Genomic DNA, 25,731 nt, shown 5'->3' on the forward strand with positions numbered 1-25,731 from the left:
GCTCGGTTTTCTGCGCGTTACCGCCGTCATCTACTACCCCTAAGCCATATCCTGTGCTATTCACCCTCGCTAGCTACTTACCGCTACCTTTCGCGAGCGCCGTATGCCTTGTAGCGACCAGCTCATTACGTCCTGCGTCCTCGCCATATCTCGATATGTATGCTAGCTAGTAAACATAAGCACGCCGATACCGCACAGTGGCACAAATCGCCGAATATTAACTATGACGTTGTGCCTTTCGGTTTCAGAACGTCTATGCGGCTACCTGGCGTATGCGTCACCCGCAGTCGAATCGTCACCCAGTCGCATTATCGCCACTCGAATTGCGTCGGAAAATCGGCTGCGTGTATTCCGTTTTCTCTGACCATCCCTGCGTTACGGCGATACCGTATTAACGCGCTATTTTGTTATCGCGCTCAGCTAGACGTCAATGGTGAGAATATTCGTCTGGGCTACCCGCTGGAAACCAAAATGCTCAAAGACCGTCACTAATTGTTCCCCGTTATTCCCTGAAACAATATCGACGTCAATCCCAATAAAAGATAATCCGGCTGAACGGAAACGATCCATTGCAGTCATAATGAGCGAGGTTGCCACATGCTTTCCCCGCCAATCAGGTAAGACGACAATCTCTTCAACGTAACCTTCATCAATGACGTCATGACCTTGCGGGCTTACCGCAGAAGCAAATCCAGAGGCGAGCAGATAACCTGCCAAACGTGGCCGATCACCAAACATATCCACAGCAGCGAGGCACCATTCGCCGCGCATTGAATCCAGCCGCGCCGACCACATCGCCTTATTATGCTTCGACCACGCTGGAGTTCGCGCCAATACGCGGTTATGAGCTTTGCGCGCGTCATTAACCCATTCGGAGGACAACGGCACAATATGCATATACGGCGAAAGCTCCACGACCTCATGCATCTGCGCTAAATCGCGCCGCATTTGCACGAATCTCGATTCCTCCTGGAAACCTAATTCTTGAGCGAGGGAAAGCAGCACCCGATGTTCGGCATCCACGTACATACGCGCACGTGCCGATTCAATCCCCGCGCGTTGTGCCACAATCCGGGCAGCTCCCAACTGGCGCTCAAGGAGCTGCGTCCCTAAGCCGTGTTCCCGCCAATAGGAAACGACTCCACCAGAAATGGTAATAGGTTGTTGCCCGTTATTGACCACTGGCGTACGAGCCAGACCGAAAGCAATGAGCTCAGAATTAACCCATGCGCCTTGTGCGCTCCACACGTGCGACGGGCGAAAGTAGGATTCCACCTCCGCTAGCGTCGTCCGAATTGGCGAGGAATCAGCAGTTTCAATATCAGTAATCAGCCTGAGAACATCGGTGACGTGCTCGGCGTGTAACGCAGTCCAATTCCACGGGGTATTAGCCATCAGATATCAATTGAATAGAGAATTTGTGACGATCCTTCGATAAATCCGTAGGTCGTCAAGAATTGGGTTGATGGCGTCGTCTCTGATACGACAGGAACATTAATCTGCATCAAACCCGCATCTATTGCCGGTTCAATAAGTGCCAAAATGAGATCGGTTCCGTTGCCTTGATGCCGATACCCACGGTCAATGCCATAGAAACCGACCCGTAGCTCGCCATCCGATTCCCGAGAACACAGGGAATATCCCACAAGCTGTGAATCATCAATTAGCAACAGTGAGAGATCGTGATCCATCGCCGAAATGCGCTCACACCAGTCTTTTTCTGATAGGGGCTGACGACGGTCCATCACCATTGATACGCGATTGTGCAAGCGGAGAACTTCTGTGCGGTGAACCTCATCAAAGGTGACGATATGTAAACCGCGCTCTTGTAACCGCTGACGTGCCTGTGCGCTCTGGCGACAATGTGAAGAGCTTAAAGGTAAGACCATGTACGTCCAACGAGACTGCGGAGAAAAACCACCCGCAGCAAGCAAGCGTCGGCGCTCCATATTCGCTAAACTCACCCGAGAGCGAATCGAGGCAGGCAGATCGTGACCTGCCTGCAACATCATTTGGCGGGCCCGACCATCTTGCCATTCCAGTAACGCCCGACCAATTCCTCGCCCTCGCCACTGTGGGCGAATAGCGCCAAATACATCGGCTTGTGCTTCCGTCAGCGGGTGAGGGTGGACGGATACTAAACCGACCGCTTGAACAACTCCGGCAAAATCACGGCCAATGATGGCGTCAACATGGGAATGTTTTGTGATGTCATCAAGCCACCAGGTTAACGTCATCACCAGGCGCGTCTCATCAAAGATCTCAGGATCAATCGACTCATCTAGCATCTGCCGCAACTCTGGCAGATCTGCCGAATCAAGCTGCGACCACGTCAATCCCAGATGGCGTGACGGGAGAGGAAGCTCCTCCGGCGCAGCCAGACGCTGCGCTAATGATCGTCCTGTGAGTATTCCCGTCATATAGCCCAGTGTACCGAAAGTCCCGGATGAACACTGCCTAACGCAAAGATGTGGGCACTGTTGTGGGAATACCCGCAGTTTATATTTCCGCATTAGCCGACGGACGTATCGCCGCGGTATATGCGGATATGCCAGTTTTTACTCGACGCTGGCACCGTTTTCTTGCCGGCATCGTTTTGACGCGCGAGCTGACACTATCGGGGACGGTAAAAGAAACGGGGAGATCATCTCTGTACAGGTAGTGCCATTTAGTGAGCGTGTTGTAGACGATCCTGGACTTCCTGCCGGTATCTCAGTTGACGTATCCCCTGGTATAAACGGGAGTCTCAGCACATATAGGGAAACGTTAGAAACACGCACCGGCGAGGTGGCTATCATATCCTCAGAAGTTACCTCTTTGTCTGTTGATAAAGTGATCCGGCGTGGCACAAACACCGATATATAAACCGATATATAAGCTGTCAGGCACTACATATCTAAGGGCTAAATATCGATCTGTTCCCGAGAAATATCATCGGCACCAGCAACAATAAATTCCTTACGTGGCGCCACTTCTGATCCCATTAACAGTTCAAAGGTTTCCTCCGCATAGCGCAGGGCTTCCTCGTCAGCTAGGGAAATGCGGCGTAGGGTGCGGCGCAGCGGATCCATCGTCGTCTCGGCAAGCTGATCGGCGTCCATCTCCCCCAATCCTTTATATCGCTGGATGGGTTCTTTATAATTCCGACCCTGCTTACGTAGCCGATCAAGAACGCTATGTAGTTCCGCGTCTGAATAGGTATAAATGTATTCACGCCCTTTTGCCCCGCGCCCGGAAACCTCAATGCGATGCAACGGCGGTACTGCCGCATAGACGCGACCAGCTTCCACCAATGGGCGCATATAGCGGAAAAACAGCGTCAACAAAAGGGTGCGGATATGGGCGCCGTCCACATCAGCATCCGTCATGAAAATAATTTTTCCGTACCGCGCCGAATCGACGTCGAAGGTACGCCCGGAGCCAGCGCCAACAACCTGGATAATGGAGGAGACTTCCTGGTTCTTGAGAATATCCGTTGGCGAGGCCTTCTGGACATTCAAGATTTTCCCTCGGATTGGTAGCAATGCCTGGAACTCCGAATTGCGAGCCAGTTTCGCAGTGCCAAGTGCCGAATCACCCTCAACGATAAACAATTCCGTGTGGTCAATATCTTCTGAGCGGCAATCGGCAAGTTTTGCTGGCAGGCTAGAAGTCTCTAAGGCATTCTTACGGCGAGAGATCTCCTTTTGCGTGCGTGCGGCCACCCGCGCCCGCATCTCGGAGACGATCTTCTCCAAGAGCCGCATATTCTCCATTTTTGCATCGCGCTTTGTTGAGTTAAGGCATGCCGTCAACTCAGTTTCCACCACACGTGCGACAATTTGGCGAATAGGCGCCGTTCCAAGCACCTCTTTCGTCTGCCCTTCAAACTGCGGCTCGGGGAAACGCACGGCAACCACGGCAGTTAGCCCAGCCAGAATATCGTCTTTCTCGATTCGTGGATCGCGGGCAGTAACTTTCAATTGCCGAGATTTTGATTCAATCTGTGCCCGCAAGACTTTCGTCACGCCTTGTTCAAAGCCGGTTAAATGGGTGCCGCCCTTGGGGGTGGCGATGATATTGACGAAAGACTCTTCCCGAGTGTCGTATCCGTTACCCCAGCGCAGTGCGATTTGCACCTCACATGTGCGTTCAACGTCGTGCGGGCGCAGATGATGCGACTTCTTATCAAGGATCTGCACTGTCTCCATGAACGTGCCCGTACCGCGGAGCAGCATTGTGCGCGTCAATGCCGGATCAGTTGCAATATGATCGACGAAATCAACGACGCCTCCGTCATATTGGAATACTTCCTCAACAATATGACCTGCTTTATCAACCGTCGCCGTACGCATATCCCGGACCGTGATTTGTAACCCAGGGACGAGAAATGCTTTCTCCCGAACTCGCTCAATGAGGTGTTCGTAATTGAATTCAGTATTTGACGGGAAGATCTCCGGATCAGCCCAGTAACGGACCCGCGTGCCTGTTACTTTCTTAGCGACTTTACCCGTCACCCGCAATTGTGAGGTTTCGGTAAAAGGAGTAAAGGGCGCATCGGGACGCGGCTCTTTACCATCACGATATATCCCTGGCTCGCCGCGCTTAAAGGACATCTCCCATACTTTGCCGTCTCGCTGCACAGCCACATCCAGGCGCTCTGATAACGCATTAACGACGGAGGCACCTACACCGTGCAGACCACCGGCTGAGCCATACATTGACGAATCAAATTTTCCTCCAGCGTGGAGCTTGGTATAAACCACTTCCACACCAGAAGCTCCCGTCCCCGGAACCTCATCTACTGGGATACCTCGACCATCATCACTGACTTCGACTGAACCATCGGCATATAACACGACGCCGATATGCCGTGCGTACCCCTCTGTTGCCTCATCAACACTGTTATCGATAATCTCCCACAAGCAATGCATAAGGCCACGCGAGTCAGTTGAGCCGATATACATACCAGGACGCTTGCGTACCGCTTCTAGACCTTCAAGAACAGAAAGATGCCGAGCGGTGTATTGCTGATTATCTACTGATGACACGAGCACATCTTAATCGGGGAGTTTTCTTCCCAATGAGAAGCCACTCGTGGTGTGGACAAATATCACACGTTGCCCCTGGCTATATCACCTATTAACCGCCGCTTTACCGCAGGTAAACAAATCAGATACGCAACGCATATCGCGGCACGTATCGCAGGCGTCGGGCTGGCTCGCGAGCAAGCATGCGGCACTGGGATAGCTCGCGTCAGTTTAGTAATGCGATCCGAGTTCACCGACTTCGATACCTGATTCCGATGTAGCTATTTCAGCTACTGGATATGGATTGATGTCGCGTCGCGGCTAAAACTGGGCTAAAACTATCTCGTGCTTTCTCGTGCTCCCTTGGGGCAAGACGCCTGATTGAGCGTCAGTACGGGCGTCAATATCACCGAATCTCAGCAGAGCAATATGCCTGAAACTGGCGGCAACAATACAATTACTTATCGCCAATAAACACCAATAGTGCCCTATTCAGCGTCAATACGCCCAGTTTCATCAATAATGCGAATGGCGACCTTTTCCAGCGATGCTCGGTGCTCGCGCGCATGGTGGGCGCAGAAAAATAGTTCGCCACTAGCCAGTTCGACGCGCACATACGCTTGGGCATGGCAGGCGTCGCATCGATCTGTTGCTGTCAACTGTGGAGTCTCTACTACTGCATTCACATAGTAGATATAAGCATGAATATCGATTCTCGTCTGCTTCATCTCACTATCTTTCGCGTGGGGCAAAATGATTGCAATGTGAGAGAGTAAGGATATGTGTTCTTACGGGTTTGCTGTTGTCGATGTTGAGACGACCGGGCTATCCCCACAACAGGACCGAATCATCGAAATCGCCATTCTTCAATTGGACTCACAGTTACGGGAAACCGCCCAATTTCACAGCCTTATTAACCCGCAGATCCCAATACAGGCCAGCCACATTCACGGTTTATCCGACGCTGACGTTGCACAAGCCCCCACCTTCGGCGATATTGCCGAGGAAGTCTGCCAGGCATTGGACGGGCGTCGTTTTGTTGCGCACAATGCGCGCTTCGACCGGGAATTTATTAATGCCGAATTACGCCGCACTGAACGTGGTGAACGGATTGAGGCTGCACATAGCGTATGTACTCTCGATCAATCACGGATATACTGCCCGCCAGGATCACATTCCCTTGCCGGTTTGGCTCAACGTTTAGGGTTGCAAGTACAGCCGACACATCGAGCTATCCATGACGCTGCCGTCTGCGCTGAATTACTCCGGCTCTTCATTACTCGCGAATCGCATGATATGCGTTTTTGCACAGAAGCCCGTAGCCATGACGGTAGCCGCGTATTACCGAATCAGTGGAGTAGCGCAAAACCCTGGCAGTACTAGAAGCCACAGCGATAGCGAACATGCCCCACAGTGCCTGCTATGTTCCCTTTTTCGCTGGTCACATTGCCTATTAGCTAGCCAGAATCGTTCTTTTATTTGAGGGGCAAGCTCATCTCGCTACCGAATAATCCGCCTGCCTAAACAGCATTATTCGTCTATCGCATAGCGCTGTGACCGTGGAATACCATATCGAGTCTATTCCCTAACTTCCCTAGCTGGTTTCCATTAGCGGGTTTCTCACGGCTTTCTCCCTCTCTTCCCCGCCGCCTAAGGCTTCCACAAGGCAGGATCTCATTGGCGTTCCCGTCGGGAGGGGAAATATTCATTAGTGCGCGATCACCGATGTTTTTTACCGATTCATCAGCCGCTGGCTTAGTTAGCTCTCATCGGCGTATAAAAACTCTCTCATTTATTTTTTCTCTGCTAGAGGGCCGCTCAGGAGCTCTTGCTTCCCTTATCTTTGCTGCTTTCGCGATCTTTTACCCTTTCCCTTCTCTTCTTTTGCCCCAATCAAACTTTGACCAACAGTTCCACCGAGCATAGGATGTGGTGTATGGCACAAATATCTAATGTGAATGAATCACCAGCGTCACGACGCTTCCAACACAAAATATCCGTGCTTGCCGGTGCCGGCATGTTCATTGACGGATTTGACGTCTCTGTCATCGCCGTTGCACTACCCGGCCTCAAAAAATCATGGGATATTACTAGCCCACTTATCTCTGGAATTATTGCTTCCTCCGTCGTCATCGGCATGTTCTTCGGCATGATGTGCGGTGGAATGTTGGTCGATAAATTTGGCCGACGTAAAATGTACATGTTTGATCTCGTCGGCTTTGTAGTATTCGCACTGCTAGCCGCACTCACCCAAAACGTCTGGCAGCTTATCTTCACTCGTTTCGCCCTCGGAATCTTCATCGGCGCAGATTACCCCATCAGTTCCTCAATGACGGCGGAATTTACTGCGCCATTCCGCCGCGGGCGCATGATTATCTTTATGTCCCTGCTGTGGCAATTAGGCTCCTTCACAGCATATCTGGCTGGTATCGCGCTCTTTAACGTCGGCGATCAGGCCTGGCGCTGGATGCTTTTCCTTGGTGCTGTTATTGCTGCCGTCGTCATCGTCTTACGCCATTCTGTTCCCGAATCTCCACGCTGGTTGCGCGCCCAAGGACGCGCGGCAGAAGCAAAACGTATCGAACGCGAAGTCAAACGCGAACACGATTTCACCATGTCCACCGCTGACACTGTTGCCCAGGCTAAAGGCCGGTGGGTTGATCTGTTTAGCCCGCAATCCCTGCGCGCAACTATTTTCTGTTCAAGTTTCTGGTTCGCTTTCGGCGTGTCTTTCTACGGGATTCAAATGTACACGCCCACTATCTTGACGCCCTTCACTGAAGGCCGACCGCACCTTGCCTTCCTCGGAGCGGCATTAATTGCGTTCCTCGGAGTTGTCGGCGCTGGTCTTGGCATGTTTACCGTTGAGCGTTTTGGCCGACGCAAGCAGATCCTCTCTTGCTTCGCCCTGATGATTATCGCGCTCGTCACCCTCGCCTTGTGGACGAAACCGCCATTGGTTCCCCTTATCATCATGCTTTCCGTGACGATTCTGGCTGCAAACCTTGGTCCGGGAGTGTTGAACATGGTCTACCCCAATGAAATGTTCCCCACGCGATTGCGCGGTACTGGAGTTGGCTTCGCCGGATCGGTTTCCCGCATCGGATCTATCCTTGGCGTGCTGGTATTCCCACTCCTCGTCACCAATTGGGGAATGAATAAGGCCACCTGGCTATTTGCTGGCGTCGCCATTATCGGAATGATTATTTCCTTCTTCCTCGCTCCGGAAACGAAAGGGCGCTCAATTGCTGAGGTCGATCAGTTAGCGGATAACGGCTGGCGTGATCGCTTTGGCAACCGCGTGTTCTATGGCACGTATGACAACCCGAATGCTCGCGTGTAGGTCAGGTCAGAGAACAATGGAAGATTTCTTTGCAACAACGACGGATGACGAGCTTGTGGCGGCTGGGCAGCTCCACGCATATCTCATCCCAGAGCCGACCAGCCGCCGCGAGATATTCAAGTACCGCGATGCTTTTGTCGACCTCGATTATCTCGCCCCGCAACCCGAGGAGGCCCTCCACCTCACGGTTGCTCGGTTCAAACAGGCCGACGACGCGAGCTTGCGCGAGCTGCTCCCTGAACTGGCCAATAATTCTCATATTCGGGCACTGCCAGTTCTCTCTGGGCGCTGGCACGATCCTATATGTGCTAACCGTTCAGCCATCATGCACTGTGATATTCCTAGATGGGATGAGCTCATCGCAGCGACGAATGCCTGTGCTCACGAGGTCCTAGGAAGCGATGCCGTCTGTTATCCGGCCCCTTTTGCTTCCCACCTCACCCTCGCATACGGAATTGGGCAAGGCGCAGATGACTGTGTGGTATCTGCAATGTCTGAGTGCCGACGTACCCGAAATATCACCCTGCCAACGCAAGAGGTTTTCTCCTGTCTGGCTTGGTGTATGGTGCGCCAACATCGAGATCAGGGCATCTACACCTTTGAGGTCCTGACTACGACTCCGTTTACCCAATAAGGATCGAGAGCGGCCCTAGCTCAGATATAGCGATGAGCTAGGGCCGCTCTGTGCGTATGCATGAAAGGTGATCTGCGCGCAGATATATAGGTCTTCCGGTTGCAGGTGTGAATCCGCGCGCAGATCGTATAGATCCCGCTCAAGATGTATATATCCCGGTCACAGACGTATAGATTCCACGAGTAAACGTATAAATCCCGCTCACAGATGTACAGATCTTCCGGTGGGAATCGTTTTCCCGATGGTATGCGGAAAGTAATGGGAGGCATAAGAGGGAATACGCCCCCTCAGTTCCTGATCTCCCCTATCATCCTGCGTGAGCTATCAGGGGTGTGGGCTCGGGCACGAGCCCACACCCCTATTCGCGCTATAAAACACCAGAAAAGAAAAACTGGGCGTATTCCCTCTGCCTGCATGAATATCACAAAACAACACAAAGATATTCATGCAGGTCACGCCACATTGAGAAACGAAACAGCGGGAACCGCCCGAGCTGCATACCATCGGGAAAACCGCCGTGGCGGCTTGGATATAATGAGAAATCCAAGCCGCCACGGCTATTACGACAACCTCGCTAGTGCATTTACTCCAGATAGTCCCGCAACACTTGGGAACGTGAGGGGTGGCGCAGCTTCGACATCGTCTTTGACTCAATCTGGCGAATACGCTCGCGCGTCACGCCATAGACCTTGCCGATTTCATCGAGAGTCTTTGGTTGCCCGTCTGTTAAGCCAAAGCGCATGGCAACAACACCAGCTTCACGCTCTGACAGCGTATCCAATACTTGGTTGAGCTGATCTTGCAATAGCGTAAAGCCCACCGCGTCATCGGGAACAACCGCTTCAGAATCTTCGATCAAATCACCAAATTCTGAATCTCCGTCCTCGCCAAGCGGGGTATGCAAAGAAATCGGCTCTCGCCCATACTTCTGGACCTCAATAACCTTTTCTTCGGTCATATCCAGTTCAACAGCAAGCTCTTCAGTGGTGGGTTCACGGCCTAAATCTTGCAACATCTGGCGCTGAACGCGTGCCAGCTTGTTGATAACTTCAACCATATGAACTGGAATACGGATGGTGCGTGCCTGATCTGCCATCGCCCGCGTAATTGCCTGACGAATCCACCAGGTAGCATACGTCGAAAACTTGAAGCCCTTAGCGTAGTCAAACTTTTCTACCGCTCGCACCAAGCCCAAGTTACCTTCCTGGATAAGATCCAAGAACAACATGCCTCGACCCGTGTAACGCTTCGCCAGAGAGACAACCAGACGCAGATTTGCCTCTAATAGGTGTTTCTTTGCATTAGCACCATCACGCGAAATCAGTTCCAGTTCTCGACGATATTTACGATCCTCAATCTCGGTGGTATTCAGAATATGCTGCGCATATAAACCAGCCTCGATGCGCTGCGCCAGCTCAACTTCTTCAGCCGCATTCAGCAACGGAACCTTACCGATTTGTTTGAGGTAATCCTTAACCGGATCGGCTGTCGCTCCGGCAACCAGAACCCGTTGCGCCGGCTCGTCGGTATCGTCCGAATCCTTGACCACGAAGGCGCCCTTGGAATCCCGCGCCGCCGTAATAACAACAGACTTCTCTTCGTCAGCGTTTTCTTCGCCGCTATCTTCCTCGTCCTCATCTTCGGAGTCATCGAGATCATCATCGTCAATATCGCCGTCAAGATCGTCGTCATCGAGATCATCATCTAGATCTTCATCGAGAACGTCATCATCAAGGTCAATATCGCCGTCAAGATCGTCAGGCTCATCAGGAGTAGGAGCTGATTCTTCGCTAACCTCAGCTAATTCTTCACCAGCGGCTACATTTTCTGCTGTTAGCTCCTCATCGGCGGCTATCTCATCCACCGCTTTCTTGGCAGAACGCCGCGAAGCACGAGATGCTGATTCCGCTTTATCCGGCGCTGACTGTGCTTGTGCTACTTCTTCTGCCTGCTCGCCAGCGGCTTTAGCGCTTTTCTTTGCCCGCCCCTTGGCCGACTGTGACGCTGGAAGTTCTTTAGCGGAATCAGCCGCCGCAGAATCCGTCGATGCTTTCTTGCTCGCACGGGAAGCCTTAGCTGTTTCTGACTGTGCTGGCGTATGCGCCGCTTCAGATTCACCTGCCGCAATAATAGCCGCAACAAGATCAGTCTTACGCAGTTTCGAGGCTTTGGCGACACCACGAGAAGAAGCCAAAGTGCGCAACTCACTGACCTTCATCGCATCGAGATCGCTGGGGCTGTATCCCACCGTAGCTGACGAATCTCGCCCTAGAGCAGGCTGCTCAGCCACAGCCTGCGCTGCTGCTTCATCATTCGAATCCAGCTCCGCGCCCGAATCCGCTGCTGCCGTTGCAGCCGATGCGGAAGCAGCCTTAGCTTTAGTAGCGCCGTTGGCAGCCGTCTTCTTGCCCGTAGCCTTCGAGGATTTCGTTTTTGCCGTCTGCGATTCCGCCTCTATCTGCACCTGAGTTTGTGAATCATCATTACTGGCGCCATATGCCTCTGGGAGATCCGATGACGGCGCATTTGCCGCCTGAGTAATCATCTCCACCAAGGTGGCTTTGACCATGCGAGTACGCACCTGAAGTCCTAGCGAACGGGCGATGGTCTGGAGTTCATTTACTGTCTTTTCCGGCAATGCTGCGATATCGATGACATCTCGATTCGCCGATGAGGATGATTTGCGTGTGGAAGTCGACGTGCTCACATGCACCCTTTCGGATTGGAAGTCGAATACAGCTTTCCTATTATACCGATCCCCTTGACTTTTGTCTGCCTATGTGAGTTAATCAGCTAATTTCAATAGCTCCCTAGGAGATATATCTGCGCCAGAATATCTTATATCACTCACTGACTTACCAAAGCCCTGGTTCCTATGCCCATATTAGCCCCATTGAGTGCGGGCATACCTGCGGCGCACCACGGCCGAACTATTTCGCCACATCCAATGCGTCTCGAACCACAAGGACCGCACAATCAACATCAGTTAACAGCCGTTGGATCTGTGAACCGAGCACTATCTTGCCGTTGGCAGGCCGACGAGCTAGGCCAACGACGACAAGCTCAGCTTGGCGTTCTTCAACCAGTTGAGAGATATGTTCGGATAATTCACCGTCAGCAAAACGCACCTCTACACTGAATGCAATATCGGCTTCCTCTAATACATCAGTTAACGCATCGACTTCCTGATCGACGTCTATTGCGTCATAGTCCTTAGCAGGTCGATATAACAGAGCAATCAAAGTCGAGTCGTATTTCCGGCAGACCTCAATGGCCTTTTCCAGCGTTACCTGTTGCCCTGGAACAATTGGAACGATGACGGGCATCTGCCTCACCTACCTCTCGCTTACCACAACGCAATATACCTGGCTGGCGTATCCCTGTCATCGACTTTTCGAGCACCTCTTTTATTTCCGCTGGTCATTACCCACTTTATTATTTTTACGATTTCTGCCCACTGCCGCCATATCAAGAAATGTACTCATAACTCACACACCCGTATTCCACCGCCAGGTATATCAGCTTGCAACGCTTGTTCTACCAACCGAGCTAGCCGATAGGACCCATCAGATGCACAAGCCAGACGCACACAATCCGCTGCTTTTCTCCTCTGCCCTATCCACCAGCACAGGTACCCGCTAACAGCATACGCAGCCGGATCAATATCTGCGCTCCAGGTTGCCACATAATCCAGCAGTTCAATTGCCGGAGCAAGGTGACGGGAAGGATGCTTGCGACGATCAAAAACCGCATCAAATTGCGAAGCCATATCGCCGTGATTCATGTGCTCGTGAGAATCAGAAATCGCGTACAAGATAACGTAATCACGGATTTCTGGCTCGCTCAATCCGGCATTGAGATAGCCGATCGCTTGAGTATCTAAAGATCCTAGATCGCCACCAGGCATGGCCACGTACCGATGTAAGGCGCTTTTCCACATATTCCACAGCAACGAGCGGCATGCTCCGGCATTATCTCCGCCATGTAACAGATGCCGCATTGTTTCTTGCCAGGTTGCAACCGCAGGTGCTCGAACGTCATATTCCCGACGCGGGAGAGCCGCGATAGGCTCATCCTCTCGTGGTGCTCGTCCCTGGAATACACACTGAACAACCGCCGAACTACTAGCAAGCTGACGATATGACGCCACCACCCCTGAAGCCCTCAGATCTGTTAACCCATTAGTTCCCTGAACGCATGCGTCACGAACTGCGATCCAATCGCTGTAGTCAGTCAACGCCGCGTTCACATATCCCGATTGTGAATAGCGCTCGTGGGCGTCAAACATGCGCTGTGCAGCCAAAGCGGCCGTATCAAGCACATCCAAGGAATCGCGATCTGCCACCATGTCAGCCAGTGAATTCCCAAACCAGCCCAGGTAGAGATTTGCTGGAGAGAACTCATCAATAAATTCGAGCGTCGCGTCAATAATCACTGCGGGGACACGTGCGCAAACACCAATTTTCATTATTGGGTAATACGCATTATCCCTCGCCGTCGGATCCAGAGCGCACAGCACAACAGCGTTACGCGGGTAATAGCCCAAAAGGTATGGAATAAGCGCTAGCGCGTCATGATGAGTATCTAATGTGAAAGTCATAGCTATAAGTTCACCCCTTCGCTGAGGCAAAGCCGCACTGCGCAATCGACACTGTGGATAGCTAGTACGCAATAGCAATCTGTGTAGGGAAAATATTTCCCACTGGGCTCAGGTAGTCTTATCCCTATGGCATTGGATCGCAGCATGTTAACGGCGCAACTCAACCATATCCTCACCGTTCCGCCGCACTTCTTAGACGGCATATCAGAACATACGGACTGGAAACAGCTCTGCGCACCAGCACGCGATTTAGCGCAATCCGGAAAACACGTTCGCGCTCAATTCGTTGCCGCTGGCTATCACGGCTATCACGGCCCACAACGTTGCGGTCACGACGAAGCACTCAACGCATATCTCGCCGTTGAGCTATACCAACTCTCCGCTCTGGTTCATGACGACATCATCGACGAAGCAGCAACTCGCCGCGGTCATCCCGCTGCACATATCGCTTTCCGCGATGCACACACCCCGCAGACAACACCACAAAATGCCGCAGACTACGGCAGGAAAGCCGGAATCCTTCTCGGAGATCTCCTACTATCACTTGCTGCAATTGCCATGACCCAGGCGCCAGGAGCAGATATTGAGGCAGAACGCCGCGCTCAGCAACTATTCCACGAGATGACCGCAGAAACCGCATTCGGGCAATTCATTGATACGCGAGCGCAGTTCCTCCCTCTTCATACCGATCTCCAGCAGGCCTATCAGCACGCGATGAACGTCGTCATCCATAAATCAGCACGATACTCTGTGGAATTACCACTGCTCATCGGGGCTGCGCTAGCCGGAGCCAGCGAAGAAGAACGCAATACTTTGAGCCACGTAGGGCGCCCACTAGGTATCGCTTTCCAGCTCCGCGACGACGAACTAGGAATCTTTGGCGACTCACAAAAAACCGGAAAACCTGCCGGCGGAGACATTATCGAGGGGAAACAAACCGTCCTGTTAGCCCTTGCCCGCGAGCGAGCCAGCAGCCAAGACCGCAAACGATTAGAAGATATGCTAGGCCAGCCGCTCACACACACAGAAGTTGCCGAATTCAGCGCAATCGTGCGCGAATGTGGCGCATGGCAAGCTCATGAAGATCTCATTGCCCAATACGAACTCCACGCCTATCAGGCAGCCCAAAAGCTCCCCCCGAATCCACTTCTCCAAGAACTGATCGAACAATTACGCCACCGGCGCGCTTAATCCTCAGATTATCTCCCTGACCTTGCCTATCCCACGCTTCTCCACCTGCCTGCGGCATCTCAACGTCTTTTCTCCCCCCCCCTGCCCGTACAGCACTCCACGGCATCGCGATACCTCTCTACCGTGATCCAGCTTGCCTCACAGTCCTTCTCACGCCGGACAGTCGCCACCGAGTTTTGGCATATTGCGCGCTATTGTAGGAAACGTGAAAGCACCAGATTCGCTCCTCGGCACCGTAATCGACGACCGCTACGTCATTACTGCCCGCATATCACGCGGCGGAATGGCAACGGTCTACCGTGCTACCGATCAACGTCTGGAACGCTCCGTCGCCGTTAAAGTTATCCATGCCCATCTGGCAAAACAGCCAGATTTCGTGCGCCGGTTTATCCTCGAAGCACGCTCCGCAGCCGGATTATCCAATCCTCATATTGTGGCCGTCCACGATCAGGGGGTCCTCCATACTGTAGACGGCGAACGCCCCTATCTGGTCATGGAACTCGTCCACGGTCCAGATCTGCGATCCGAGCTGAATAAAAACGGTTCTTTACCGCTGGGCATCAGTCTCACTCTCATCGAACACGTCCTGCGCGGAATCAGCGCCGCCCACCACGCTGGCATTATCCACCGCGACCTCAAACCCGAAAATGTGCTCCTGAGCAGCAGCATTGACCCTGCCGCCTTACATCCAACGATCAGCGCCAAAGTAACAGATTTCGGGTTAGCTCGGGCAGCCTCCGACGCAACCTCCACCCAGACAAGCACCCTGATGGGAACCGTCGGCTATGTCGCCCCAGAACTCATCTCCGACGGCAACACTGGGAAATCTGCCGATATTTACTCCGTCGGTATCATGCTCTACGAACTCATTGCAGGGCGGCAACCTTTTACCGGCGAATCCCCTATCGCAGTTGCCTTCAAACACGTCAACGAACCCACTCCCCGATTAGCCGATCAAGCCGATTGGATTCCTCCGGCCCTCGATTCCCTTATCGGGCTCTTCACTGCAAAATCCCCCGATAAGCGCCCCCAAGATGGCAGCGCAGCGCTTATCGCAATGGAAGACATCATCGCCACTATTCCTGAAGATCTTGCCATCCGCCGAATTCCTGTATTCCCCAATACATCACGCAATACCAGTGACATAGGAGCAGTAACGCCAATTCCCTCCGGTATCACTGACGTTATCGCGCATGGTGATTACCCGTCAGCTCATCTGGACTCCCCAGAAACGGCGGAAAAATCACTAACTAAAACCGACGTTCTCCCACACACCACGGATAACAGGGCACAGAGCAAAAAAGCCAGTAGCCTCCACGCCTCACCAAAACAACGCAAAGGCGCTCGATTCTGGCGCCGCTCATCATCACAATCACCTGCCACCACGCCGGTAGCTAACGTGAACGCCACTACACGATCCACCGTTACAAGCGACATACGCACCAGCGGCACAAACCGGCACGATACCCCTATTGCTGCCCCTCCTCGTCGTTCCCGTAAACGCTGGATAGGCACATTCGTATTCCTTATCCTACTGGCCGCAATATGCACGGGCGCATGGTGGTATTTTGCCCAAGGTCCCGGGCACCGTGTCGCTATTCCGAATGTAGCCAATCAAAACCAGCAAACCGCCCTGACATCCCTCCAGGACGCTGGACTTACAGCCAAAGTGACCCAGGCATACTCCGACACCGTGCCGCAAGGCAACGCCATTAGCACTGATCCAGTTGCCGGCACGGATATCCACCCCCGTAATCCCGTCACGCTCATTATCTCAGCCGGAATAGAACACGTCACCATTCCCGACGTTACCGGCCAAGATAAGGCACATGCAGAAAAAACCATGACGGATAACCGCTTGACCCCGCAATTCACCGAAGCCTATTCCGAAACTGTGGCAGCAGGTCTTGTGATTTCTCAAAATCCTGCGGCTGGTCAACGGGTTCCCCATTCATCAGCCGTCGTCATGACCCTTTCTAAAGGACGCGAACCCATATCAGTTCCCGATCTGCGCAATGCGACCCTCAGCGACGCCACCGCCAAACTTTCCTCAATCGGATTGACCGCAAACGGCCAAGAAGAATTCTCCGACACGGTTCCAGCAGGAATCGTTATCTCCCAAGAACCCGCCGCAGGCGAGACTCGATACCGCGGCGATCAAATCACGCTCCACGTCTCGAAAGGCCCAGAATTATTCGAAGTTCCCGACGTCTTTGGCAAACAGGAAAACGAAGCGACGCGGATCTTAGAGCAGGCAGGGTTCACCGTGAAAACTGAACGAGTCCTTGGCGGATTATTCGGTACTGTGCGCTCGCAATCGCCAGCCGCAGGCCAAATGCGCCCACGTGGAACAGTGATAACACTGACGATCGTCTGATGCGATTCCCGCCCTGCTAGGTATCACGGCTAATCACTATGCCAGACCTAGCACACTAGGCGCTTTGATCCTGCCCAGGCGACACTATCTCAATAGTTTTATACTCTCTTTTTATCCTCGGCACCTGCTGCCTTACCTAGCTTTGCAGAATCTCCGAAACTAAGAACGCGAGCTCCAAAGACTGCTGATGATTCAGCCGCGGATCGACAAGGGTTTCATATCTATCCCCGAGAGTCTCTTCCACGATTTCTTCTGAGCCGCCTAACACTTCAGTAACATCATCGCCCGTTAACTCCACATGCAAACCACCAGGAACTGACCCTAGATCTCGGTGCACCTCAAAAAAGCGGCGCACTTCGTTGAGAACATCACCCAAACGTCGGGTTTTGAATTTGCCAGCCGAAATCGTATTGCCGTGCATGGGATCAGAAATCCACGTTACCGGACGCCCATCACTGCGCACTGTCTCAATAAATGTTGGCAGCACATCCACTACCCGCTGCGCTCCGAGGCGAGTAATGAAGGTCAATCGACCGGGAATCCCCTCAGGATTCAATTTATCCATCAAAGCCCGAATATCATCGGGTTTCGTTTCAGGCCCCAGCTTAACCCCAATCGGATTGCGCACATGCGAGAGCATCTCAACATGCGCACCACGCGGATCACGAGTACGTTCCCCAATCCACACAAAATGCGCCCCCGTGTTATATGGCAAGCCAGATCGAGAATCTATCCGAGTCATTGCATCCTCATAATCGAGCAACAATGCTTCGTGAGAAGAGAAGAACTCCACCGTGCGCAACGAATCAGTATATGCGCCCGCTGCTTTCATGAAGCGCATTGCCCGATCGATGTCACTAGCAAGTGAGTTATACCGACGATAAGCCGGATTAGAAGAAAATCCCTTATTCCACTCATGGACTTTAGCTAAATCAGCAAACCCTCCGGCAACAAAGGCCCGAATGAGATTCAAGGTTGCTGCGGAATGTTGATATGCCTCAATAAGGCGCTGCGGATTTGGAATACGCTCATCTGCAGTAAACCCATGTGCATTAACCGCATCCCCCATGTATGACGGGAGAGTCACCTCACCGTGGGTTTCCGTCGGGCAGGATCGCGGCTTTGCAAACTGCCCAGCCATCCGCCCTAATTTAATCACCGGCACAGAGGCTCCATAGGTTAACACCACAGACATTTGCAGAATCGTCCGGATATTCGCCCGAATCCGATCAGCAGTAGCACCCGCAAAAGATTCGGCACAATCTCCGCCTTGCAGCACAAAGGCATGACCTTGCGCCGCCCGCGCCAAATAATCCGTCAACGAATCAGCCTCGCCAGCAAAGATCAGCGGCGGTAAGGTTCGCAAATATGCCACCGTCTGCGCGAGATGCTGCACATCTGGATAATCCGGCTGATGTAATGCCGGTAGCTTTCGCCAGCGGGAAGTTGCGGGAATATCGTTGAGCTCATCTGACATGCTACCGATTCTATTCATTCTCGTCTGAGAACCTCACTGCCGTCCACAGCATGAAAGGGGCGGAAATCCGCCCCTTTCGATACCACAACTAAGATATAAACTGAGAATTATTCCTCAACATCTTCTGGCTGCGGCTCCCATTCCTGGCCGATCTGGCTCATCAGATCATGGAACCACGGCTGGCTCACATCGAAAGCCTTATGCCCAGCAATCCGCTCAAAGCTGATCGTTGAGAGCACATCGCCATTTTCCTCGTCGTTACCTACCACACCAGGGGTCCCAGCGATTGCCGACTCAACAGCAAGATCAGCCATCTTACCGATAAGTTCCAAATCAAAATCATTTGAGCGAGCCGAGCGAGAGAAATACCCGGACTTTTGCACCAGCACTTTCTCCGCGCCAATGATCTTCGAGAACTTATTTGCGAACCATTCTCCCGGATTGATGGTATCGAGCTTGACATGGCCGAAGGGATCGCGTTCCACTTCGCCGCCGTCTTCCAAAATTTCCTCGATGATCTCTTTTACGCCAGCACCCTCAGATAAGAAGATATTGACGTTCCCCTGCTCATCCATAATCCGACGCAGACGCGAACCTTCCACATCGAGATCGAAAGTAATCTCCGGCAGATACAGGGCGTGAATATCCCAGCGTTCCTTAGAAAGCCCAGCCGAAGGCACCCACTCTTGAGATTCAATCCACTCGCGGTAGTAGTGGGAAGCGCGAGCTGCCAAGTATCCGCAGGCCCGCCCCATGATCTCGTGAATAATCAAGGTACGCGGGTTAACTCGATGTTCTGCAACCACGTTCTGTGCAAACAACGCCGCCTGCTGTGCCGCCGTATCAGCCCCGAGAGACTGGCGAATCGGCACAATATCGTTGTCAATCGTCTTCGGCAAGCCCACAACCGTCAGTTCGTAATCATGCTCGTGCAAATACCGAGCCAGATCCGCTGCCGTCGTATTGGTATCGTCACCGCCAATAGTGTGCAGCACATCCACACCATCTTTACGCAACTGCTCTGCGGCGACTTCCAGCGCGTTCTGCCCCGGCTTAATCAGACCACGCTCAATCAGGTTCTTCGAATTCGTCAACTTGACGCGAGAATTTCCAATCGGAGAACCGCCAAAGCGCGTTAATACCGCAGCATTCTTGCGGGCCTCCTCATCAAAAACGACATAATTGCCGGTCAACAGACCGTGGTATCCGTGCTGGTACCCGATGATCTCTGCCTGCGGCAATTGCTCGGTGTAACGCTCAATGAGCATGCCAACAGCAGTTGATAAACAGGGGGCGTAACCACCAGCAGTCAACAGAGCAACGCGACGAATCGTCATTATGATCTTCCTTCTAGCATTTTGGACGACGCAGCGTCCGGAAATACGAACTCTCTCATTGTACCGAGCACATCACCAACATCGACATCCGAAAGACCTACCCGCAGTAAACCTAAATCTCACAGACGAAGCACAATATATTACAGTGATACGTATGTCCCACTCTGATGACGATATCGATGCCCGCTTTGCCGAAATCACTCGCGGGCTTCCCGATCCGCAGGCATACGGTTTCCGCACCTGGCGCCCACCTAGCGAAGACGAAATCGCTGATGAGATGGACGAAGCAGAGGAATTTCACCCGGATTTACTTCCTCCGGCTCAACCCAGTGCTCCCCCAGCCCAGCCTTTCCTCGCCCGATTCTTATTCGGCGTTGTGGCACTCATCATCGCCGTATATTGTGCCCAGCTTTTTCATCTCATTGAGCTATCACAAACCTGGCGGATGATCTTACCGCTAGGCGGAGCCCTTGCCTTTGCCGCTGGCGTCTTCGTTAGCTCCCCCTGGCGGCATAACGAAGATGATGACGGCACGCGCCTGTGATAGAGCTCCAGCCTTGAGGGATTTTCGCAATAGCCAGCGTCAACAAGATTTCGCCTTTACTGAGTAATTCTTCGATCTCCCGTTTTAGCGAGCGGCTATATCGTCTTTTCTTTTTCGTCTTTCCTGTTCGCTACACCGACATAACATTTCTTTTCCAGCTCATAGCTCCCCTTTGCCATATTCACGTCGTAGAATGAGGGTGCGCAAGGGATGCCATTTAGCCATGTAGCCTAAGAAACCACTGCATATCTGCATCTCTACTCTTCTACACAGCACAGGAGCATTTATGATCTCTGCAATTGTTATGATCGACGTTGACGTCCATCACATCCCCGAGGTAGCCCAAGCAGTAGCAAGTATCGAGCATGTTCAACAGGTGTATTCCGTCACGGGCGATGTTGATTTAATTGCTGTTGTCAGTGCCGACCACCACGAGGATCTCGCGCGAATCATTCCTGACGGTATCGCTAAGGTAGGTGGCGTTCGTAACGTCCGGACCTACCTTGCTTTCCAGGAATTTTCTCGCGCCGACCTTGACGCCGCCTACGACATTGGCCTTGACTGATCGTATTCAGGCATTTACCTGAGCGAGGGCGACTGCCAACATGCCTGGCACTTCACGCCGACTCATATAACGTGCGGGAAACTCCGAGCTACTCGCCTCCTTGTGACACAGTATCAGCGATCCATATTCTTTCCTTGGGTGAGAGTACAAAGTGAACACGCGATAGCGGAGGATGCCATAGCGAACAAGATCCCTTGGCAGAGTTTGCACACAGACGGCAGGGCTCGCGGCCACACTCACAATGAGCACTTTGAAAGGCACGGCGCCTATTTACTGCCAATACGCTAGCGTTGATATTAGATCATTAACCGTGCCGAGTAATCAGGCTTAACGTTTAAGATTTTAGGCTTAATTCACTAAGTTAAACGCAATACCAGTCGAAACGTTGACGCGGCAGGGTAGCAACGAAATCACGCCATTACCCTGCACACTAAGTACGATCTGCCTGCGCCGAACAGGCGCGTAACTGGCAGCTAGTTACTATCGGCCGCCAGCTCTTGCGATAGCTGTACCCAACGTTCCAAGAGATCATTGGCCGCACCACAATCAATCGTCTGTTCTGCCAATGCAAATCCGCGCTGCATTCGCTGCGCAAACGACCCAGAATGCGGTTCCAGCCCGGGAAGACGACCATCCGCAACAAAAGCGGCCGCTGCATTCAGACTTACTGCCTCACGCACCTTACTCCGCTCACCCCGCACCACATTGCGTGTTACTGCCGCGTTATACTCGGCATCCTGACCGCGAAGATCATCCACACTAGCTTGCGCAATCCCCAGCTCAGCTACCGCGTCGAAACGATGCTCAGTGACGGCACCCTCACGTACTTCCCACACATGGTTTGGGCAAATCGCAGACATCTCATCCATGCCGTTTTCTCCACGAAAAACTAGCGCACGATTGCCACGACGGGCCAACACCCCGGCAACCAATGGCGCATGTGCTGGATTCGATACCCCAATAGCCGAGCTCTCCGGTTTAGCTGGATTCGTCAGCGGCCCTAAGACGTTAAAAGCCGTCGGCACAGCGAGTTCACGCCGTGCCTGCGCCGCATATTTCATCGAAGGATGGAACTTGGTTGCGAATAAAAAGGTAATGCCTAGCTGGCGAAAAACCTCTTCTACCGCGTCAATCGGTAGATCGAGATCGACTCCGAGAGCTTCGAGGCAGTCTGCCGAACCAGACTTTGACGAAGAAGCGCGGTTACCATGCTTTACTACCCGCACACCAGCTGCAGCAATAACCAAGGACGCCGTCGTTGAGATATTGACTGTGCGCAACCGATCGCCGCCGGTTCCGACAATATCCAAGGAATCCGACGAAAGATCCACCCTCGCCGCGTGCGCTTGCATAGAGTTCGCTAAACCGAGCAACTCCTCAGTCGTTTCACCTTTGGTTGCCAATGCCGTCAGAAAACCGGCGAGAACCACCGGAGAGGTTTGCCCGGTCATCACTTGATCCATTGCCCATGCCGTCTCATCAGAGCTGAGATCATGACGGGACATCAGCCGAGTAGTAATATCCGGCCAGGTCAGAGAGCTCATGCGCGGGAACCCCGAGAACGTAAGATTGCCGCAACTGCAGAATTCAACTCGCTCGATTCAATCGGGAAGCTCACAATCGCATTGGGGCGCGAAACACGAGCCAACCACTCATCTTGCGGGCGGCCAATCAGCACAATGAACGGCATATCGGCAACTAACTCATCACGGACCATCTTGCCAAAGCCAATTCCACCTAGTTTTGCCGTCTCGCCGTCCAAGATCAGCAAGTCAAAATGATTTTCCTCCACGAGCAAATAGGCAGCTTCCCACGTCGCCGCTTCCGTCCATTCAATAGCCGGAAGATCCTTAGCAACTCGGCGACCAACCGTATGCATCACATCGTGTCGGGTGGTGCGATTATCCGAGTACACCATAACCTTGACGACGTTTTCCTCAGATGCCGAAACCTCGTGGGACATGACTACCTCCATCAGGGATTGAACACACCTATACTACCGACTTTTATGCCTTCTCATCATCTCCATGCTTCACGGGTCGTTCCCAAAATCCCATAGGCCGCCCAAATACGTCATCTTTCGCGGAAATATCCCCAGAAATAGCACCTCGTTACCCGTATGACACATCCCTTTGACTGATCAGCGAGCATTTTCGCTATACGCCAAGTTCTGCGGAACACCCTTGCGTCCAGGTCAAAGTCCGTAATACTGGATAGATACGTGTGATTACCGTGATTGCACACCGTAAAACTAAAAGGAGCCGCTATGGTTTACACGCTTCCGGAACTCGATTACAGCTACGACGCCTTGGAGCCACACATCTCGGCCAAGATCATGGAGCTACATCATTCAAAGCATCATCAGGCCTACGTTGACGGGGCAAATAAAGCCCTTGACAATCTAGCAAAAGCCCGAGAGGCGAATGACTTTGCTGCGGTCAACCAATACGAAAAAGATCTTGCGTTCAACGTCGGTGGTCACACAAACCACACGGTTTTTTGGAAGAATCTTAGCCCGAACGGCGGCGGCGCCCCGACAGGTGAACTATTAGAAGCGATTGAGGATGCGTTCGGATCTTTCGACGCTTTCCAAAAGCAGTTCACCGCTGTGGCAACTGGTATCCAGGGATCTGGCTGGGCAGTGCTTGCTTATGACACAATCTCCCAGTCTTTGACGACCTACCAGTTATTCGATCAGCAGAGCAACGTACCCGTGGGTTCTATCCCCGTATTCATGCTTGATATGTGGGAGCACGCTTTCTATCTCGATTACCTCAATGTCAAGGCAGACTATGTCAAGGCAGTGTGGAATGTTGTCAATTGGGAGGACGTCAGCGCTCGGTTTACCCATGCTCGTGGCACCGAACTGGTCTGAGGTTAAGCCGCGTTCTACCGCGTAGTCCGCTAATCGGCTATGCGTGCACAATCGCTGTGTGGCCACCCATATACCACGGCGGAAGTTGAACGCGCAGCGCAAATATTGGCACGTATATAGTTGTGGGGTTGTGTGAGCTATCTGCTCGCACAACCCCACTTTTGGTGTTGGTCAAAGGGCATATCGCTACTGCGACTACCTAATATTTTGGTCGATCCTCACCTATTTTAGTGGCTCGCTCCCGCTCCATTCGGAATCTGACCGAGAATATCGACCACTACGGCATAGGCTGGTGCTGCCTTCTTATCGCCGCCTTCTGAAGCTGGAACTTCAATCAAGACACGCGAGCCAACTGGGATGTTCTCAAGGGCATCAAAGATAAGACCTGAACCGATCTTAATGGGCTTTGGCCCCGAAGAACCATACGTCGCCTCATTAAGGGCGTTATCCCACAACGACATTGCATACTGGATATACATCTCCGTGCCATGACCGCCAACCGGCTGACCAGAACCCCGAGAAATGACACGAACCACCGGCTCGCCACTAGGCTGTGCCGCACCGCTCTTGACCGAAACCGTAATCGGCTCGCCAAGGTTTCCGTTGATCTGTACTGGCAAATCTGCCGGATTAACCTGCAAGGTCGCGTCAGCATCACCGGCTTGATTCATCCCGTAGGCATCAAGTAGCTCAACGTAGAAAGCAATCGTATCTTTTTCGCCGATTCCTGCGGCAGGTTGCCCTCCGCTTGGGCCATACCCCAGCTCTGGTGGAATAGAGAGAATGACTTTCGAGCCAACTTTTTGCCCGGATAACCCCTGAGTCCACCCAGCAATCACCTGCTGTAAAGAAAATGACGTCGGCGCACCCCGCGAGAACGAGGAATCAAAAGGAGTCTTTTCGCCCCATACTTGCCCGACGTAATGCGCCACAACGACGTCGCCGCTCTCAATCTCGCGACCGCTTCCGCTCTCCAGAACAGAAACCTGCAATCCCGCCGGAGCAGGAGTTTTAGGGAAATCCAACACTGGAGTACTGCCAGAGGTATCAAGCTTCGGCATCTGCTCAGGAGACGCCTGCGTCGTTGACGTATTCGATGATGCTCCCGCAGGTTCTTGCGATTCGGACGGTTGCGAATCCCCACAAGCGGCTAGCCCAAAGACCGCGCACACGGCCAAAACACTGGCAAATTTACGCATAAGATAACTCCTCATTGACCATCACGAACCTAGCGTGATTCGTTCATTATCTCAGTGGAATGATTCGCCACACGCACAGGTACCAGCAGCCTGCGGATTATCAATCGTGAAGCCATAACGCTCAATCGAATCCGCGAAATCAATGGTTGCCCCATCAAGATACGGAGCCGACATCCGATCAACGATAACCTCAACCCCATCAAAATCTCGGATGAGATCCCCGTCTAGCATGCGCTCATCAAAATACAACTGATACATCAGGCCTGAGCATCCACCCGGTTGAACCGCCACGCGCAACCGCAGATCGTCACGCCCTTCCTGTTCCAACAGCGATTTCACTTTCTGAGCAGCACCTTCAGTCAGCATGACTCCGTGCGTCGTCGGATCGACCGTTTCGCTCATTTCTACCTCCAAATCGTGTGTACTACCCCAGCCTACCGGCAAGAATTAGCTATGCGAAATATCTGAGCTCTGAGCGCATTGAAGATCACTGAGATGCTCTGACGATCCGCCAGCGCGGGCGCTCTTTCTTCCAGATTTACGCACGTTACCGCGGATTACTGGATTACTGGATTACTGG

General features: G+C 52.6%; 23 protein-coding genes. 10 read left to right on the forward strand and 13 right to left on the reverse strand.

Features of this window, described 5'->3' with window-relative positions; all coding sequences use genetic code 11:
* Positions 1–159: 159 nt before the first annotated feature.
* Positions 160–492 carry a hypothetical protein gene (locus ACLHIJ_RS02715; RefSeq protein WP_411298425.1) on the forward strand — a complete coding sequence of 111 codons (333 nt, stop codon included), beginning with the start codon at positions 160–162 and terminating at the stop codon, positions 490–492.
* On the opposite strand, the gene ACLHIJ_RS02720 is transcribed toward ACLHIJ_RS02715, so the two are convergent.
* Positions 421–1,395: a GNAT family N-acetyltransferase gene (locus ACLHIJ_RS02720; RefSeq protein ID WP_411297372.1), complete on the reverse strand. Its 975-nt coding sequence runs from the start codon at positions 1,393–1,395 to the stop codon at positions 421–423. The two genes, ACLHIJ_RS02715 and ACLHIJ_RS02720, sit on opposite strands and share 72 nt — an antisense overlap.
* A complete protein-coding gene (locus ACLHIJ_RS02725; RefSeq protein ID WP_411297371.1) occupies positions 1,395–2,420 on the reverse strand; it encodes a GNAT family N-acetyltransferase in 1,026 nt (341 codons plus the stop codon). The genes ACLHIJ_RS02720 and ACLHIJ_RS02725 overlap by 1 nt, the downstream gene beginning before the upstream one ends.
* 241 nt (positions 2,421–2,661) lie before the next feature.
* Between ACLHIJ_RS02725 and ACLHIJ_RS02730 the strand changes: the two genes are divergently transcribed.
* The gene (locus ACLHIJ_RS02730) at positions 2,662–2,865 is read left to right on the forward strand and encodes a G5 domain-containing protein (protein WP_411297370.1); all 204 of its coding nucleotides are present in this window, start codon (positions 2,662–2,664) and stop codon (positions 2,863–2,865) included.
* A 38-nt stretch (positions 2,866–2,903) separates the two neighbouring features.
* Here ACLHIJ_RS02730 and ACLHIJ_RS02735 read toward each other — a convergent pair whose 3' ends face one another.
* A complete protein-coding gene (locus tag ACLHIJ_RS02735) occupies positions 2,904–5,030 on the reverse strand; it encodes a type IIA DNA topoisomerase subunit B (protein ID WP_411297369.1) in 2,127 nt (708 codons plus the stop codon).
* 467 nt (positions 5,031–5,497) lie between these two features.
* Positions 5,498–5,737, reverse strand: coding sequence for a hypothetical protein (locus ACLHIJ_RS02740; protein WP_411297368.1), 240 nt, complete (start codon positions 5,735–5,737; stop codon positions 5,498–5,500).
* Between the two features lie 52 nt (positions 5,738–5,789).
* Here ACLHIJ_RS02740 and ACLHIJ_RS02745 point away from each other — a divergent pair, with 52 nt between their 5' ends.
* The 3 genes from ACLHIJ_RS02745 (at position 5,790) to ACLHIJ_RS02755 (ending at position 8,986) form a co-directional block, all read left to right on the forward strand.
* Positions 5,790–6,392: a PolC-type DNA polymerase III gene (locus tag ACLHIJ_RS02745; RefSeq protein WP_411298426.1), complete on the forward strand. Its 603-nt coding sequence runs from the start codon at positions 5,790–5,792 to the stop codon at positions 6,390–6,392.
* A 553-nt stretch (positions 6,393–6,945) separates the two neighbouring features.
* Positions 6,946–8,352, forward strand: a complete 1,407-nt coding sequence (locus ACLHIJ_RS02750) for an MFS transporter (RefSeq protein ID WP_411298427.1) — start codon at positions 6,946–6,948, stop codon at positions 8,350–8,352.
* Between the two features lie 16 nt (positions 8,353–8,368).
* Positions 8,369–8,986, forward strand: a complete 618-nt coding sequence (locus ACLHIJ_RS02755; RefSeq protein ID WP_411298428.1) for a hypothetical protein — start codon at positions 8,369–8,371, stop codon at positions 8,984–8,986.
* A 583-nt stretch (positions 8,987–9,569) separates the two neighbouring features.
* On the opposite strand, the gene ACLHIJ_RS02760 is transcribed toward ACLHIJ_RS02755, so the two are convergent.
* The 3 genes from ACLHIJ_RS02760 to ACLHIJ_RS02770 form a co-directional block, all read right to left on the reverse strand.
* A complete protein-coding gene (locus tag ACLHIJ_RS02760) occupies positions 9,570–11,309 on the reverse strand; it encodes an RNA polymerase sigma factor (protein WP_411298451.1) in 1,740 nt (579 codons plus the stop codon).
* Positions 11,310–11,916: 607 nt separating this feature from the next.
* On the reverse strand, positions 11,917–12,312 hold the full coding sequence (locus ACLHIJ_RS02765; protein ID WP_411296259.1) for a universal stress protein: 396 nt from the start codon (positions 12,310–12,312) through the stop codon (positions 11,917–11,919).
* A gap of 155 nt (positions 12,313–12,467) precedes the next feature.
* A complete protein-coding gene (locus tag ACLHIJ_RS02770; protein WP_411298429.1) occupies positions 12,468–13,586 on the reverse strand; it encodes a DUF4192 family protein in 1,119 nt (372 codons plus the stop codon).
* A gap of 126 nt (positions 13,587–13,712) precedes the next feature.
* Between ACLHIJ_RS02770 and ACLHIJ_RS02775 the strand changes: the two genes are divergently transcribed.
* Both ACLHIJ_RS02775 and ACLHIJ_RS02780 read left to right on the forward strand, forming a co-directional pair.
* Positions 13,713–14,777, forward strand: coding sequence for a polyprenyl synthetase family protein (locus ACLHIJ_RS02775; RefSeq protein ID WP_411296256.1), 1,065 nt, complete (start codon positions 13,713–13,715; stop codon positions 14,775–14,777).
* A 205-nt stretch (positions 14,778–14,982) separates the two neighbouring features.
* Positions 14,983–17,154, forward strand: a complete 2,172-nt coding sequence (locus ACLHIJ_RS02780) for a PASTA domain-containing protein (RefSeq protein ID WP_411298430.1) — start codon at positions 14,983–14,985, stop codon at positions 17,152–17,154.
* Between the two features lie 136 nt (positions 17,155–17,290).
* Here the strand turns inward: ACLHIJ_RS02780 and ACLHIJ_RS02785 are convergent, their stop codons facing one another.
* Positions 17,291–18,631: a class II 3-deoxy-7-phosphoheptulonate synthase gene (locus ACLHIJ_RS02785; RefSeq protein WP_411296254.1), complete on the reverse strand. Its 1,341-nt coding sequence runs from the start codon at positions 18,629–18,631 to the stop codon at positions 17,291–17,293.
* A 107-nt stretch (positions 18,632–18,738) separates the two neighbouring features.
* Entirely contained in the window at positions 18,739–19,968 is a 1,230-nt protein-coding gene (locus tag ACLHIJ_RS02790) for a pyrophosphate--fructose-6-phosphate 1-phosphotransferase (RefSeq protein WP_411296253.1), read from the reverse strand.
* Between the two features lie 154 nt (positions 19,969–20,122).
* Here ACLHIJ_RS02790 and ACLHIJ_RS02795 point away from each other — a divergent pair, with 154 nt between their 5' ends.
* Positions 20,123–20,512, forward strand: a complete 390-nt coding sequence (locus tag ACLHIJ_RS02795; RefSeq protein WP_411296252.1) for a hypothetical protein — start codon at positions 20,123–20,125, stop codon at positions 20,510–20,512.
* A gap of 286 nt (positions 20,513–20,798) precedes the next feature.
* On the forward strand, positions 20,799–21,077 hold the full coding sequence (locus ACLHIJ_RS02800; protein WP_411296251.1) for an Lrp/AsnC family transcriptional regulator: 279 nt from the start codon (positions 20,799–20,801) through the stop codon (positions 21,075–21,077).
* A 473-nt stretch (positions 21,078–21,550) separates the two neighbouring features.
* On the opposite strand, the gene trpD is transcribed toward ACLHIJ_RS02800, so the two are convergent.
* Together trpD and ACLHIJ_RS02810 are read right to left on the reverse strand one after the other, a co-directional pair.
* Positions 21,551–22,621: an anthranilate phosphoribosyltransferase gene (trpD, locus tag ACLHIJ_RS02805; RefSeq protein WP_411298431.1), complete on the reverse strand. Its 1,071-nt coding sequence runs from the start codon at positions 22,619–22,621 to the stop codon at positions 21,551–21,553.
* Positions 22,618–23,040, reverse strand: coding sequence for a two-component system response regulator (locus ACLHIJ_RS02810; RefSeq protein WP_411296249.1), 423 nt, complete (start codon positions 23,038–23,040; stop codon positions 22,618–22,620). Before ACLHIJ_RS02810 ends, trpD begins: the two co-directional genes overlap by 4 nt.
* A gap of 303 nt (positions 23,041–23,343) precedes the next feature.
* On the opposite strand from ACLHIJ_RS02810, the gene ACLHIJ_RS02815 reads away from it, so the two are divergent.
* Positions 23,344–23,952 (forward strand): superoxide dismutase, encoded by a 609-nt coding sequence (locus tag ACLHIJ_RS02815; protein WP_411296247.1) that lies wholly within the window; start codon positions 23,344–23,346, stop codon positions 23,950–23,952.
* A 227-nt stretch (positions 23,953–24,179) separates the two neighbouring features.
* Here ACLHIJ_RS02815 and ACLHIJ_RS02820 read toward each other — a convergent pair whose 3' ends face one another.
* The gene (locus tag ACLHIJ_RS02820) at positions 24,180–25,151 is read right to left on the reverse strand and encodes an FKBP-type peptidyl-prolyl cis-trans isomerase (RefSeq protein WP_411296246.1); all 972 of its coding nucleotides are present in this window, start codon (positions 25,149–25,151) and stop codon (positions 24,180–24,182) included.
* Between the two features lie 51 nt (positions 25,152–25,202).
* On the reverse strand, positions 25,203–25,553 hold the full coding sequence (locus ACLHIJ_RS02825; protein WP_411296245.1) for a HesB/IscA family protein: 351 nt from the start codon (positions 25,551–25,553) through the stop codon (positions 25,203–25,205).
* Positions 25,554–25,731 lie beyond the last annotated feature (178 nt).

The organism is Trueperella sp. LYQ141 (assembly GCF_046599555.1).
GTDB lineage: Bacteria > Actinomycetota > Actinomycetes > Actinomycetales > Actinomycetaceae > Trueperella.

Bases quoted from the DNA above. Each gene is read 5' to 3' on its own strand.
- ACLHIJ_RS02715 (WP_411298425.1), top strand. From the start codon at position 160: ATGCTAGCTAGTAAACATAAGCACGCCGATACCGCACAGTGGCACAAA.
- ACLHIJ_RS02720 (WP_411297372.1), bottom strand. From the start codon at position 1,395: ATGGCTAATACCCCGTGGAATTGGACTGCGTTACACGCCGAGCACGTC.
- ACLHIJ_RS02725 (WP_411297371.1), bottom strand. From the start codon at position 2,420: ATGACGGGAATACTCACAGGACGATCATTAGCGCAGCGTCTGGCTGCG.
- ACLHIJ_RS02740 (WP_411297368.1), bottom strand. From the start codon at position 5,737: ATGAAGCAGACGAGAATCGATATTCATGCTTATATCTACTATGTGAAT.
- ACLHIJ_RS02745 (WP_411298426.1), top strand. From the start codon at position 5,790: ATGTGTTCTTACGGGTTTGCTGTTGTCGATGTTGAGACGACCGGGCTA.
- ACLHIJ_RS02750 (WP_411298427.1), top strand. From the start codon at position 6,946: ATGGCACAAATATCTAATGTGAATGAATCACCAGCGTCACGACGCTTC.
- ACLHIJ_RS02755 (WP_411298428.1), top strand. From the start codon at position 8,369: ATGGAAGATTTCTTTGCAACAACGACGGATGACGAGCTTGTGGCGGCT.
- ACLHIJ_RS02765 (WP_411296259.1), bottom strand. From the start codon at position 12,312: ATGCCCGTCATCGTTCCAATTGTTCCAGGGCAACAGGTAACGCTGGAA.
- ACLHIJ_RS02770 (WP_411298429.1), bottom strand. From the start codon at position 13,586: ATGACTTTCACATTAGATACTCATCATGACGCGCTAGCGCTTATTCCA.
- ACLHIJ_RS02775 (WP_411296256.1), top strand. From the start codon at position 13,713: ATGGCATTGGATCGCAGCATGTTAACGGCGCAACTCAACCATATCCTC.
- ACLHIJ_RS02785 (WP_411296254.1), bottom strand. From the start codon at position 18,631: ATGTCAGATGAGCTCAACGATATTCCCGCAACTTCCCGCTGGCGAAAG.
- ACLHIJ_RS02790 (WP_411296253.1), bottom strand. From the start codon at position 19,968: ATGACGATTCGTCGCGTTGCTCTGTTGACTGCTGGTGGTTACGCCCCC.
- ACLHIJ_RS02795 (WP_411296252.1), top strand. From the start codon at position 20,123: ATGTCCCACTCTGATGACGATATCGATGCCCGCTTTGCCGAAATCACT.
- ACLHIJ_RS02800 (WP_411296251.1), top strand. From the start codon at position 20,799: ATGATCTCTGCAATTGTTATGATCGACGTTGACGTCCATCACATCCCC.
- trpD (WP_411298431.1), bottom strand. From the start codon at position 22,621: ATGAGCTCTCTGACCTGGCCGGATATTACTACTCGGCTGATGTCCCGT.
- ACLHIJ_RS02810 (WP_411296249.1), bottom strand. From the start codon at position 23,040: ATGTCCCACGAGGTTTCGGCATCTGAGGAAAACGTCGTCAAGGTTATG.
- ACLHIJ_RS02815 (WP_411296247.1), top strand. From the start codon at position 23,344: ATGGTTTACACGCTTCCGGAACTCGATTACAGCTACGACGCCTTGGAG.
- ACLHIJ_RS02820 (WP_411296246.1), bottom strand. From the start codon at position 25,151: ATGCGTAAATTTGCCAGTGTTTTGGCCGTGTGCGCGGTCTTTGGGCTA.
- ACLHIJ_RS02825 (WP_411296245.1), bottom strand. From the start codon at position 25,553: ATGAGCGAAACGGTCGATCCGACGACGCACGGAGTCATGCTGACTGAA.